At 63.4% G+C, this 12,024-nt stretch carries 12 protein-coding genes; 6 read left to right on the top strand and 6 right to left on the bottom strand.

The window, feature by feature from the left end; translation table 11 throughout:
- Positions 1–190: 190 nt before the first annotated feature.
- Positions 191–1,126: a LysR family transcriptional regulator gene (locus FS767_RS09050; protein ID WP_100851594.1), complete on the top strand. Its 936-nt coding sequence runs from the start codon at positions 191–193 to the stop codon at positions 1,124–1,126.
- On the opposite strand, the gene FS767_RS09045 is transcribed toward FS767_RS09050, so the two are convergent.
- Positions 1,096–2,307: an MFS transporter gene (locus FS767_RS09045; RefSeq protein WP_144964922.1), complete on the bottom strand. Its 1,212-nt coding sequence runs from the start codon at positions 2,305–2,307 to the stop codon at positions 1,096–1,098. The two genes, FS767_RS09050 and FS767_RS09045, sit on opposite strands and share 31 nt — an antisense overlap.
- A 192-nt stretch (positions 2,308–2,499) precedes the next feature.
- Here FS767_RS09045 and FS767_RS09040 point away from each other — a divergent pair, with 192 nt between their 5' ends.
- Entirely contained in the window at positions 2,500–3,870 is a 1,371-nt protein-coding gene (locus FS767_RS09040) for an 8-oxoguanine deaminase (RefSeq protein WP_144964921.1), read from the top strand.
- 164 nt (positions 3,871–4,034) lie between these two features.
- Here FS767_RS09040 and FS767_RS09035 read toward each other — a convergent pair whose 3' ends face one another.
- On the bottom strand, positions 4,035–4,526 hold the full coding sequence (locus tag FS767_RS09035) for a GNAT family N-acetyltransferase (RefSeq protein WP_058638016.1): 492 nt from the start codon (positions 4,524–4,526) through the stop codon (positions 4,035–4,037).
- A 118-nt stretch (positions 4,527–4,644) separates the two neighbouring features.
- Here FS767_RS09035 and FS767_RS09030 point away from each other — a divergent pair, with 118 nt between their 5' ends.
- The 4 genes from FS767_RS09030 (at position 4,645) to FS767_RS09015 (ending at position 7,152) form a co-directional block, all read left to right on the top strand.
- A complete protein-coding gene (locus FS767_RS09030) occupies positions 4,645–5,265 on the top strand; it encodes a biliverdin-producing heme oxygenase (protein ID WP_144964920.1) in 621 nt (206 codons plus the stop codon).
- Between the two features lie 147 nt (positions 5,266–5,412).
- A complete protein-coding gene (locus FS767_RS09025; RefSeq protein WP_058605932.1) occupies positions 5,413–5,799 on the top strand; it encodes a VOC family protein in 387 nt (128 codons plus the stop codon).
- Between the two features lie 78 nt (positions 5,800–5,877).
- Positions 5,878–6,447, top strand: a complete 570-nt coding sequence (locus FS767_RS09020; protein ID WP_144964919.1) for a hypothetical protein — start codon at positions 5,878–5,880, stop codon at positions 6,445–6,447.
- An 18-nt stretch (positions 6,448–6,465) separates the two neighbouring features.
- Positions 6,466–7,152: a helix-turn-helix domain-containing protein gene (locus FS767_RS09015; RefSeq protein ID WP_144964918.1), complete on the top strand. Its 687-nt coding sequence runs from the start codon at positions 6,466–6,468 to the stop codon at positions 7,150–7,152.
- Here FS767_RS09015 and FS767_RS09010 read toward each other — a convergent pair.
- From FS767_RS09010 to FS767_RS22835, 4 genes are all read right to left on the bottom strand, one after another.
- Positions 7,129–8,022, bottom strand: a complete 894-nt coding sequence (locus FS767_RS09010; protein WP_144964917.1) for a sterol desaturase family protein — start codon at positions 8,020–8,022, stop codon at positions 7,129–7,131. The two genes, FS767_RS09015 and FS767_RS09010, sit on opposite strands and share 24 nt — an antisense overlap.
- Before the next feature lie 86 nt (positions 8,023–8,108).
- Positions 8,109–9,035 (bottom strand): alpha/beta fold hydrolase, encoded by a 927-nt coding sequence (locus FS767_RS09005; RefSeq protein WP_058605934.1) that lies wholly within the window; start codon positions 9,033–9,035, stop codon positions 8,109–8,111.
- Between the two features lie 176 nt (positions 9,036–9,211).
- On the bottom strand, positions 9,212–11,683 hold the full coding sequence (locus FS767_RS09000; protein WP_144964916.1) for a UvrD-helicase domain-containing protein: 2,472 nt from the start codon (positions 11,681–11,683) through the stop codon (positions 9,212–9,214).
- A 22-nt stretch (positions 11,684–11,705) separates the two neighbouring features.
- Positions 11,706–12,024 (bottom strand): hypothetical protein (locus FS767_RS22835; RefSeq protein ID WP_178102728.1); only part of this gene is annotated, 319 nt, incomplete at its 5' end.

Here is a 12,024-nt window from a genome sequence, read left to right as displayed (position 1 = left end):
CAGGGCCGGGTCGGTACAGCATGATCTACCCAAGGCGCTGGCGCAAAGCCTATGAGTGTGCAAGATGGGCTGGTGTTCCATTGCCGATGCGCTACCCAGGCCTGTCTCCCGACGCTATTACCCTAAAACGCCATCACAGGATCCCTTATGCTGCCGGGGTCTGCCCCACGAACCCATGTAAAGGCCGGTCATGCACTCCTCAGAACGACTCAAAGGGATCGACGTCTTCGTCGCGGTCGCCGACCTTGGCAGCTTCACGGCAGCGGCCGGGCGACTGAGCCTTACCAGCTCGGCGGTCAGCAAGAGTATCGCGCGCCTCGAGGCGCGCATGGGCGTTCGCCTGTTCGAGCGCACCACCCGCCGGCTGTCGCTGAGCGAGGCAGGCGTGGTTTTCTACCGCACCTGCACCTCGGTGCTGGCCGATCTGGAGGAAGTCGAACACACCCTCGCCACTACGGGCAATGAACCTCACGGACGGGTACGCATCGACTTGCCCGCCTCCTATGGGCGCTTGCATGTGCTGCCGCTGATCCTGGCGTTTACCCGGCAGCATCCGCTGCTGCAGCCGCACGTCTCGTTTTCCGACCGTTTCGTCGACCCGGTGCAGGAAGGCATCGACATCGTGGTGCGCATCGGCGGCCCCGATACCTGGCCCGCTGCCCTGGGCCATCAGTACTTTGGCGCCCAGCGCCTGATGTTCTGCGCAGCCCCCGACTACCTCGACATTTACGGTACTCCGCAAAGCGAGGAGGACCTGGAGCATCACCACTGCGTGGGCTATGGGCACACCGACGGCCTGGTCAGCCCGTGGTTCTTCAAGGGGCGCCAGCCTGGGGAGATGGAGCGTCGCACGGTACAGCCGCGCATCGCCGTGGGCGATGGCGAAGGCGAGGTCGCGGCGGTGCTGGCCGGCCACGGCATAGGTCAGCTACCCACCTGGTTGACCCAGCAGCACCTCGATCATGGACGGATGGTCGAGGTGCTGCCGGAGCTGGCAACCGACGGGTTGCCAATGAACCTGGTCTGGCTCAAGCGTCGCGAGCACCTACCCAAAGTGCGTGCACTGCTCGATTACCTGTTGCCCAGGCTCGCGCCTCACGGCACGCGTACCGCCGAACCCGTCTGAGGCGCCAGCCTGGCCACCACGGGTACTGCCAGCAGCGCCAGCACGGCGACTGCGGCGGCCACATAGCCCAGATACGCAACCCCCAGCCCGTCAATGGTCATGCCACCGAGCACCGCACCCAGGCCGATGCCGGCGTTGGCAGCCGATACGTTGGCGGTACCGGCCAGTGCCTTGGCATGGGTCACCGACGCCATTACGCGCACTTGGCAGACCGGGTAAAGCGCGGTGTTGGCGATACCCCACAAGGCCAGCGCCAGGCAGAAAATCAGGCCTGCATGGGCCAAGGGCACCAGCGCTGCCATGCCGATCGCCAGCAGCACCAGAAAGCCCGCGGTGGCCTTGAGAACGGAGTGGTCGACGGCGCGCCCCCCGATCCAGTTGCCCAGCAGGCCAACGGCGCCGAAGCCCATCAGCCACCAACCGGTGTGAGCCGGGGCCACACCCGCCACGCGCTCGAGCAGGTCGGCCAGGTAGGTGTAGCCGGTGAACATGGCGGTGAACACCAGAATCGACAGCAGCACGTTCGCTACGAAGAAACGTTCGGTGAAAATCCGCGCCTGACGGGCGAAATCCACCTTGGCGGTGCGGGCCACGTGGGGCATCCAGACGCCCATCGCCACGGCCATCACCAGGGAAAGCACCGCCAGCGCCCCGAAGGCGCCACGCCAGCCCAACGCGTCAGCGGCCAACGTGCCCAGCGGGATGCCCAGCAGCATGGCGGCAGAGATGCCCAGGTAAACCTTCGATACCGCACGCCCTGCATGCTCGGGCCCCGCGAGGTGGCCGGCCGTCTCGCTGGCAGTGCCCCAGAACACCGGCAACGCCAATGCCGGTATGACACGTGCAATGGCCAGTACCCAGAAGTTATCGGCCACGGCCGCCAGGGCATTGGCCGCGGCAAAAACCAGCAAGATGGTGATGAACAGCCGTTTACGGTCCAGATGCGCCAGCATGGCCGTGAGGAACGGCCCTGCCAGCATGACTGTGAATGCGAACAGCGTGACCAGTTGTCCAGCCATGGAGATGGACACCCCCAGGTCGCGGCTCAGGGCAGGCAACAGGCCCACAATGAGAAACTCGGTGGTGACAATCAGGAAAGCGGAGAACGCGAGGATGGCAATGCTGATGGCTGCCCGTGGAGCTTCGTCAACGGGTGAAGCGGTGGTGGATGCGGCAGACATGGAAGAACTCTCAAGACATTGGCTGCCAGTTTATTCGATCGCATAGGTCTTATTTCTGGCCGATTTTCACATATGAGGTGACGCACATTCACAAATACGGTCAGTGTATACAACTTGATCGTTTCCTGATTACATAGCCGCGTCGCCTACGACGCTGGCCATCGCCGGCGCGTATTGCAACAGGCATCGACCATGTCATCTGCACACGCATCAAGAACGCTCCTGATCAAGAACGCCCAACTGCTCGTCACCATGGATGGCGAGCGCCGTGAAATCCGCGGCGGTGGCCTGTACATCGAAGACAACCTGATCAAGCAAGTCGGCCCCAGCGATACCCTGCCCCAAGAGGCGGACGAGGTGCTGGACATGTCCGGCAAGGTGGTCATCCCCGGGCTGGTCAACACCCACCATCACATGTACCAGAGCCTGACACGGGTGGTGCCAGCCGCCCAGGACGGCGAGCTGTTCAACTGGCTCACCCAGCTGTACCCGATCTGGGCACGGCTCACCCCCGAGATGATTGCGGTCTCGACCCAGACGGCCATGGCCGAGCTGATCCTTTCCGGTTGCACCACCTCAAGCGACCATCTGTACATCTACCCCAACGGATGCAAGCTCGACGACAGCATCCATGCGGCTGCCGAAATCGGCATGCGTTTTCACGCCGCTCGCGGCAGCATGAGCGTGGGCCAGAGCCAGGGCGGGCTGCCGCCGGACTCGGTAGTGGAAAAGGAAGCGGATATCCTCAAGGAGTCCCAGCGCCTGATCGAGGACTACCATGATGCCAGCCACGGCTCGATGCGCCGGATCGTGGTGGCGCCCTGCTCGCCCTTTTCGGTCAGCCGCGACCTGATGCGCGAAGCGGCTGTTCTGGCTCGCCAGCATGGCGTATCGCTGCACACGCACCTGGCCGAAAACGTCAACGACATTGCCTACAGCCGGGAAAAATTCGGCATGACCCCTGCCGAGTACGCCGAGGATTTGGGGTGGGTCGGGCCCGACGTGTGGCACGCGCACTGCGTGCAACTGGACCAGCATGGCATCGAACTGTTCGCCCGCACCGGCACCGGGGTCGCCCATTGCCCATGCTCGAACATGCGCCTGGCTTCAGGTATCGCCCCGGTGCGCGCCATGCGCGATCATGGCGTACCGGTCGGGCTTGGGGTGGACGGTTCGGCGTCCAACGACGGTGCCAGCATGATCGGCGAGGTTCGCCAGGCCCTGCTGCTGCAACGCGTGGGGTTTGGCCCGGATGCGATGACGGCCCGCGAAGCGCTGGAAATCGCGACCCTGGGCGGCGCCAAGGTGCTCAACCGCGATGACATCGGCGCACTGGCACCGGGCATGGTCGCTGATTTCGTCGCCTTCGACCTGGGCCATGTCGCCTACGCCGGCGGGCATCATGACCCGCTTGCAGCACTGGTGTTCTGCACCCCGACCCAGGTGCATACCAGCGTCATCAACGGCAAGGTGGTGGTCAGGGATGGCCAGTTGGTCACCGTCGACCTGCCACGGGTGCTCGAGCGTCACAACCGCCTGGCCCACCAGTTGGTCGCAGGCTGATAGAGGCGCCGCCTCATGATGCTGGCTGTCTTGTGCCTCTGGGGCTACATGACAGCCCATCACCAGCAAGCCAGCCCCAGCTTAACGGCAGGTTCAACCTCTAGCGTCGCGCTTGCCGCCGGTGGGCCGCAGTACGGCCCTACCTGACGCCGCCCGGCAATGGCTCACAGCACCATTACCATCTCATGCCACGCCATACCGCCGTGCTCGGAAGGTGAAGGCTGGACGTACTGATAACCCAGCTTGCGGTACAGCGGTACGTGCTGTTCTTTGCACATCAGGTGGATGGTCTGCTTCGCGCAGGCTTTCATTCGCAGGATGAACGCTTCCATCAATCGCTTGGCATGACCTTGGCCCTGATACGCCGGGTCGACCACCACCGACATGATCACTACGTTGGGGGCATCGGGGTCATGCCCCACCAGTTCCTTGAACGCTTCGTCCGACATCACCACCTGGTGGGCGCAGCCGCTGTTGATGAAGCCAACGATCTCTCCATCGCTTTCAAGCAACAGAAACCCCTGTGGGTACTGGCTGATGCGCGTCTGGATCTTTTCCAGCGTGGCAGCTTCGTCTCCCTCGTAGGCACCGATCTCGATGGCGTGGCAGCGGCTGGCGTCCTCAAGGGACGGCGTACGGAACTGAAGCGAAGACATGACCGGCTTTTCCTTGGGTCTGAACGATACGGCGGCCATGATAACCGTGCCTGATGCTTGCTGCGATGCTCACCGCCACGCATCATGGACGCCTTTCTGCCCGCGACGGACTCACCGAATGATCGCAGTACCCGTGTCACCCCTGGAGACAAGCCGTTGCAAACGCCTCAAAGCGGCCACCCCCCGCGAACATGACAGTGTCGATCAGTTGGTCATGGCCGCGCACCCCTTTGAGGACAGGGCGCGCTATGCACGCTTCCTGCTGGTACAGCATCACTTTCACGGCAGCCTCACGGGGCTTTACGAAGATCCCCACCTCAATGCGTGGCTGCCGGGCCTCTCGTCGCTGTCGCGGCTCGCTGCGGTCGAGCAGGACATTCGCGACCTGGGCCAAGTGCCACCGGCCCTGCCGGCGAGGGTGAAGGTAGACCGGGCCCAGGCACTGGGCTGGCTGTATTGCAGCGAGGGTTCGAACCTGGGCGCCGCCTTCTTGTTCAAGCACACCCAGCGCCTTGGCCTGGACGAAGGCCTGGGTGCGCGGCACCTGGCAGCCCACCCGCAAGGACGCGCCCAGCACTGGAAGGCGTTCGTGAGCGCAATCGACGGCCTGGCGCTCGATGAACAACAAGAAGCTGGCGTGATCGTCGGCGCCATTGCAGCCTTCGAAGCCTATCGGACGAAGGTCACCGAGGTATTCGCCGCCGACCTGCAGGCCACTGCGGACACTTCCAAAGGCTGAACGCTTGTGCTGCACCGGCCATGGGCAGTTTGCGGCCCTGATGCACCGATGACGCGATCAAAGACGCGATTTGATACTGGGCTGCATTGCCAAACGTCAAGGGCCGTCTTTACTGATAAGTACCGACCTCAGCATAGGTGTGCGCCCATGAAGATCATGCTCACCCGTATTCTTGTCGACGACCAAGCCAAAGCGCTTGCCTTCTATCACTACGTACTGGGCTTCGAACCTAAACAAGACCTCGCCATGGGCCAGCACCGCTGGCTGACCCTGACCTCACCCAACGACCCCAACGGCGTACAACTGCAACTGGAGCCAGAGGTGCACCCCGCGTCGAAAGCGTACAAGGCCGCGCTCAAAGAAGACGGCATACCCACCGCGATCTTTGCCGTGCGAGACATACAAGGCGAATACATCCGGCTATCCGCTGCCGGTGTCCAGTTCCATCAGACTCCCGCCGAGGTCGATAACGTCATGACTGCAATCTTCGACGACACCTGCGGCAACCTCATCCAGATTACGCAGTTACACTGACGGGCGCCCGCACACTGGCTGCGCCCGTCCAACATCCCGACTGGCGCAGCCCTACCGGTCGTTGCCCAAGGACACACGATGCGTCATGAGTTCGACGAAGTGCTCAACGACCTGGTCGACTACTTCCTGCTAGGTGACATCCAACTGCTCGAGCGCTTCAAGCAGGAGCATGGCCTGCCTGACGACCTGGCCTACGAATTCACCCACCATGACAGCGGCGACATGGCCGTTCGCGACGGCGTGGTGTTGCCTGTGGCCGGCGTCGACAACCTCCCCTATCACGTGGTGTTCACGCTCGATGGGCAAATGCCCAAATTGCGCGAGCCGGGCAGCCGGCTCAAGCACCAGCGCGGTGGTTATTCGCTGAACGTCGAGCATGGTGCTGTGATGCTGTACACCTGGCGCATCCTCCAGTACTTCACCCCCAAGACACTGGGCGACTTGCTGGCGCGCTACCGTGAGCCGGGCCGCCCTGTGATCGAACTGGACAACGGCTGGTATGACGTCGAAGTCCTGGCCGGCGCCTGCCTATGTGATGGCCTGTACGAACCGACCTTCGAGTTCGTCTTGAACAAGCGTGCTGGGCGTGTGGGGAACTCCGCCGTGGATACTGGGTACAATTTCAGCCTGCGAGGCTACTTTGACTGACACGCCTTCACTGTGGCCATGAACGGTGCAGCGCAGCCAAGTTGGCAGGGCGAGATCTGGCTGGCCGAGGACCACTGCCTGGTGACGGGACGACTGGGGCGCACCGACAGCCACCAGCACTATGCCCATCAACTGTTGATCGGGCTTGATGCCGATATCGAGGTCTGCCTGGACGGGCATACGTGCAGCGGCCCGCAGGTGCTGATCCCTTCGCAACAGCCCCATGCCATCCTGAGCGAGGGCGTGCCGTGTATCACCCTGTTTGCAGAGCCGTTGGCGTTCCGTCTGTCTGACCTGCAACGCCTGGCTGAATCAGCCGACCGGGTGCCTGAGCAATTGGCGATGCATCTTCGGACATGGCCGCGATCGGCACTGGACCCACGCCTGGCAAAAGCGCTTGAGCACGTGCGCGCGCTGGGTGAGCAACCGTTGCCTGCACATGAACTGGCCAGCATTGCATCGCTTTCGGTGAGCCAGCTGGAGCGCCTGTTCACACGCCAACTGCGGGTTTCGGTACGACGCCTGGTGCTGTGGCAGCGCCTGCGGATGGCCGTGCAGCAAGCACTGGCCGGTGCCAGCCTGACACAGGCGGCGCTCGCAGCCGGTTTCGCCGACTCCGCGCACTTCTCCCGCAGCATGCGCCGCCATTTCGGGCTTACCCCCAGCGAAATTGTGCGCGACCTACGACTGGGCGCGCCTGGCTAGCGCCTGACGCAATGCAGCCGGTAGCACTGCCGGTGCGTGCACCTCACTCCCCCGCCAAGGCTCGCGTAGCTGTGCCAGATAGGTCCGGGGATAATCAGGGCGATCACCAATGCCCACGTCGTCATCGCGCAGTGCGTAGTCGGGTAGATGCAGCGCCGTGCCCAGCAGGCGATCCCACAACGGCAGGAACAGGGCGAAATTGACGTCGCCGTGGGTGCCGTACTTGAGGTGATGCAGACGGTGCACCGGTGCCCACGCGAACACATGGCGCAAGGCACCGACGCGCATGTCCACATTGCTATGTTGCAACAGCAACTGCACCGACACGGAAAAGGCCAGGAGTGCAGCGCCCTGTATGGGTAGGCCAAGCATCAGCAACGGCAAGGTGCCGCCCAGGGTTTCGAGCATCTGATGCAAAGGGTGCTTCATCAAGCCGTTGAACCCGTACAGTCGAGTCACGCTGTGGTGCACGGCGTGCAGCCGCCACAGCCAGGCGCTGCGGTGACTGGCGTAGTGCACCAGGGTAATGCCCAGGTCCGCCAGGATGATCGCCATCAGCAACTGCAAGACCAAGGGCCAGTGCCCGGGCCAGAGCCCGAAGTTCGGCAGCGATGCCGCCAGCGGTACGACCATGGCAACGCTGAGCCCTGTCAGCGCCTCGTTCACCAACGCGTGACAGGCATCTCGCCGGGTATCCCCCTGCGAGTGATTCCACCGTGACTTGAACGGCATGGCACGCTCGCACAGCCGCGACACCACCACGGCGCCCACCAGCAAGGGCAGCAACCAGAACAGATGGGTGTTCATCGCCACTGCCAGGGCAGCGCCTATGAACCCAAAGAAAAACACAGGGGCGTAGAGGTAGCGCATGGGCAACTCCAGAATGACAGGAGCCCCCAGTGTCCCCGTAGCGGCCGACACCGCGCTTGAACGAATGGCGCAACCGTGTGTAGGCGCTACTCGTTGACCAAGCGCTGCAACACACCGCCTTCATGGCGCGCGAGGATACGCAGCAGTTGATCAACCAAGGCACGGTCCGGCGCATCGAGGTGAAAATGATGGCCGCCTGGGTGCCAGGACACTTTCGCCTGTGGCGGCAATGCCGCTTCACGGCGCCCGAAGGCCTCGCCAGTGAAAGCGCCCTGCCGGCCAAACATCAGGTACAGCGGGCAGCGAATCTGGCTGAGCAGATCGCATGCTTCAGGCTCGGTGAGCGGCATGGGCTCAGGCAGCACCAACCGCGGGTCGTGGCGCCAGCAATAACCGTCGTTGAGCTGGAGCAGGTCGCGCAGCGCCAGTAACCTCGCAGCCTCTTGAGACAAGTCGGTATCGAGCCGTTCACGACGCTGAGCCAGCGCGCTGTCCAAATCGTCGAAGCGTTGCACATCCGGCTCGTTGAAGCCCTGCATCTGCGTACGCTGGACCATGCGCTTGAGGCGATAGGCCCGTGCCAGGTGCTGCACGCGGTCGTGCTCGGCCACGGTGAACGGTGCCCCCATGCCGTCGAGGAAGGTCATGCTCGCAATCGCGCTGGTCATGGCCGCCAGCAGCGAAGCCACACCGCTGCCCATGCCGTGGGCCAGTACATGGAATTGCCGCATGCCAAGGCTTTCGGTGACCGACAGCATGTCCTCGGCGTGCTCCCATAGGTAGTAGCCGCTGTCATGGCGCCGATGGTCGGAACGCCCATGGCCGACCAGGTCGGGGGCTACCACGAAACAGCCATCGAGCAGGGGTGCCAGGCGCTCGAACGAGGCGGCGTTGTCCAACCAGCCATGCAAGGCCAGTACGGGAATGCCATCCTCCGGCCCCCAGCAGCGCACAGCCACTTCGATGCCATTGATGTCCAGCGGGTGATCCTTGGGTGTGGTGGTTGATCGCATGGGTATGCTTCCTGATCGGCAGCCTGATGCAGCTACACCAGACCGAACACGCCACCGCGTTCCACGACGCCTGTCGTCTGCGGCAACCCTTGCGCCGGAGCGCGCAGGGCGCCGACAGGTCACCTTGGCGCAAGCCAGTGGCCACCACTGGCCCCTTACCGACAGTGACTTAACCGTCACCGACCCCGGCAGTCTTCGAAACAGTCCTGACGGCCATCCACACGGCTGGAAGCGCGAGCGGCCACGGCGGCATCGCCATTGGCCGGCTCCACGTGCCAGTAGCAATGCTGCACCGCCCGGGTCACGGCCACATAGGCCAAGCGCTGCACCTCCTCCTTCTGGGCGGTATCGAACGGCTGCGGGTCGCCCGCCTTGCCCAAGCCCGCCTGGCGATAGACCTGGTTCTTGTAGGGCGAGCTGGTCAGGTACTGGCAGTCGCCCAGCATGAACACCGCATCGGCCTGCAAGCCCTTGGCGCTGTGGTAGGTGAGTTGCCGAAGACGCCGCTGCTCGGGCGGCACCGCTGCCTCGGCTTGAAGCACAGGCTCCAGGTGTTCGCCCATCGCCGCCCGGTCATTGCCCTTGCGGTAGAGCATCAGCACCGACTCGCCGCGCTGGTAATGCTCGATGAGGGTCTGGCCCAAGGCGGCCTCGTCACGCTCGAAGACCTTGACCGGAGAGCCTGCAAGTTCAGCGGCAGGGCCAGCGGCCCGGGCCTTCTTGCCGGCGATGGTGGACGTGCCCTTGACCAGGTGCTCGGCGGCATCGATCACCTGCTGTTGGCAGCGATAATTCTCCACCATCATTACCCGTGTGCTGGCGGGCGTGGGAAACGCCTTGGTGAATTCGGTGAAGTACTTGGGCGAGCTGCCTCGCCAGCCATAGATCGACTGCCAGTCATCGCCCACGCACAACAGGGAAGAATGCTGAGCATGGCGGCCGACATTGAGGCCGGGGCCGCGCCTGCGGATTTCACGCAAGGACGCCCGCAGCCAGCTGACGATTTGCGGCGAGACGTCCTGGAATTCATCGATCATCAGGTGGGCCAGCGGCCGCAACAGCGGGTCGGGCAACAGTTGCAGGTTTTCCGGGTTGTTTTCCCCGAACAGCGCGAACATGCGGTTGTAGCTCATGACCGGAGGGACCTGGTCGAGCAAATGCGCTTCGAACGCTTTCCAGTAAAGGGCCAACGCTTCGAAGAACAGCGCGTCGCTGTCGCCTGACACAAAGCGCATGTCGGCAATAGCCGTGTTCACCTCCAGGCCGAGGTTTTCGATAAAGCTCGCGGCGCTGACGAATGCGTCGAGCAGCGGCGCGGCCGACAGCTCGCCCTTGACCTTGTATTCGAACCCAGGCCCGGCCACGGCGTCACCTGCCAGCGAAGCGGCCAGGCGACGGGCCATGGCGTAGTTGTCCAGCCAGATCAACGGCTGGTCGCAGAATGCCTGCAACAGGGTTCGTTTGACTGCCCACTCTGCGCGTACGGCGAGCTTGGCACCGGGTCGTTGGTACTGGGCGCTCTCGGAAGGGTCGAAGCCCAATACCACCCATGGCCCGGTGGCACCCAAGCGGCCGTGGACATGAAAACGGCACCCACGGATCTCGACGGTGTCACGCGTCGGCTCAATGCCCTGGATTGGCCAGGCCCCCGCTGCGAACCAAAGGTCCTCGATCACATCGCACAGCTCTTCATCGCGTTGCGCGGCCAGTTGCGTCACTTGGGCGCGTTTCTGCACCTCGGGGTTGTCCGGGTCCAGTGGCTTGAGTTGCAAGGCTTCGTTGCGCAAGTGGCCGAGCAGCTCGGCAAAGCGCGGGCTGTCCGCCAGCAGGGCGCTGTAGCAATGATTGAGCTGTTGGCGCTGGGCATCGTTCAGGCGCAGGTCGAACGGGTTGCTGTCCGCCTCGGCCTCACGCCCGACGGGCATCTCGTTGCCCAGGGTCTCGAACGCGCGCACCTGCTCGAACCCGGGCAAGCTGCGCACCAGCGGCAGGATGCGGGAGTGGAAGGTGCGGACCAGTTCGCGCGCCTGTGCCGGTTGCAGGTGAACGTCCCACAGCGCGAATACCTGCACCAAGCGTTTGATGAAGTCCTTGCGCGACTCACGGGTGAAGGTGACGACCGTCATCGCATCGAGTTCGTAGCCCAGGTAGTGACGCAGCAGCAAGATTCGCAGCACCAGGGAGGTCGATTTGCCCGCCCCTGCCCCGGCCACCACGCAGGTGGACGGTGTATCGCTGAAGATCAGTTTCCATTGCGCGGCGCTGGGTTGCGCGTGGCTGGGCAGGCGCTGGGCAACGTCGGCCTTGAAGCGTTTCTTCAGCTCGGCGGTCAGGGCCAGGCGCCAGTCCTCGAACAGGTGATCGTCCTGGCCGGGAATGGCCGGGGTGTCGGGGCGGTGGTCACGGATGACCAGCACTTGCTGGCCTGCCTCGTACCCCTGCGCATGGCCCCGTTCGAACCCGGCGCGTTCGCCTTCGCCCCGGCCTTGGTGCTGGCCATCGGCATGGCCTAGCCACCAGGAGTGAGGGTGTTGCGCCTGAATGCGGGTCAGACCACGCCCGAGGCACTGGGCGATGAGCCGTTTGAGCCAGGGTAGGCGTGTGGGTGGGGTCAGTTCGGCGAGGGCCTTGGGTTGCTCGTTGGCCACAGTCACTCCGTTGGCAGCAAAATCAGCCGGCAATGTTCGCCGCAATGGCGCAAAAGCGCCAGCGAATGCGTGGGAAAACGTCTGGGGCGGTGGTTGGGTGGGGGGTAGGTGACCATGGGGCCGCTGCGCGGCCCATCGCGGCACGAGGCCGCTCCCACACGGGTGTAATTTTAGCCTGGGGCAGTGCGCAAGCTTCGATCCATTCATTGAAGTCATTTAATCCCTTCAAAGTTGCAACTTTTAACTCCCGGCAGCTGCCATTATTCTTGATCTTGATCTTGATCTTGATCTTGATCTTGATCTTGATCTTGATCTTGATCTTGATCTTGATCTTGATCTTG

Origin of the sequence: Pseudomonas sp. DE0010, from assembly GCF_007680745.1 — a bacterium.
GTDB classification, from domain to species: Bacteria; Pseudomonadota; Gammaproteobacteria; order Pseudomonadales; family Pseudomonadaceae; genus Aquipseudomonas; species Aquipseudomonas parafulva_B.
This window is presented reverse-complemented; position numbering and strand designations above follow the sequence as displayed.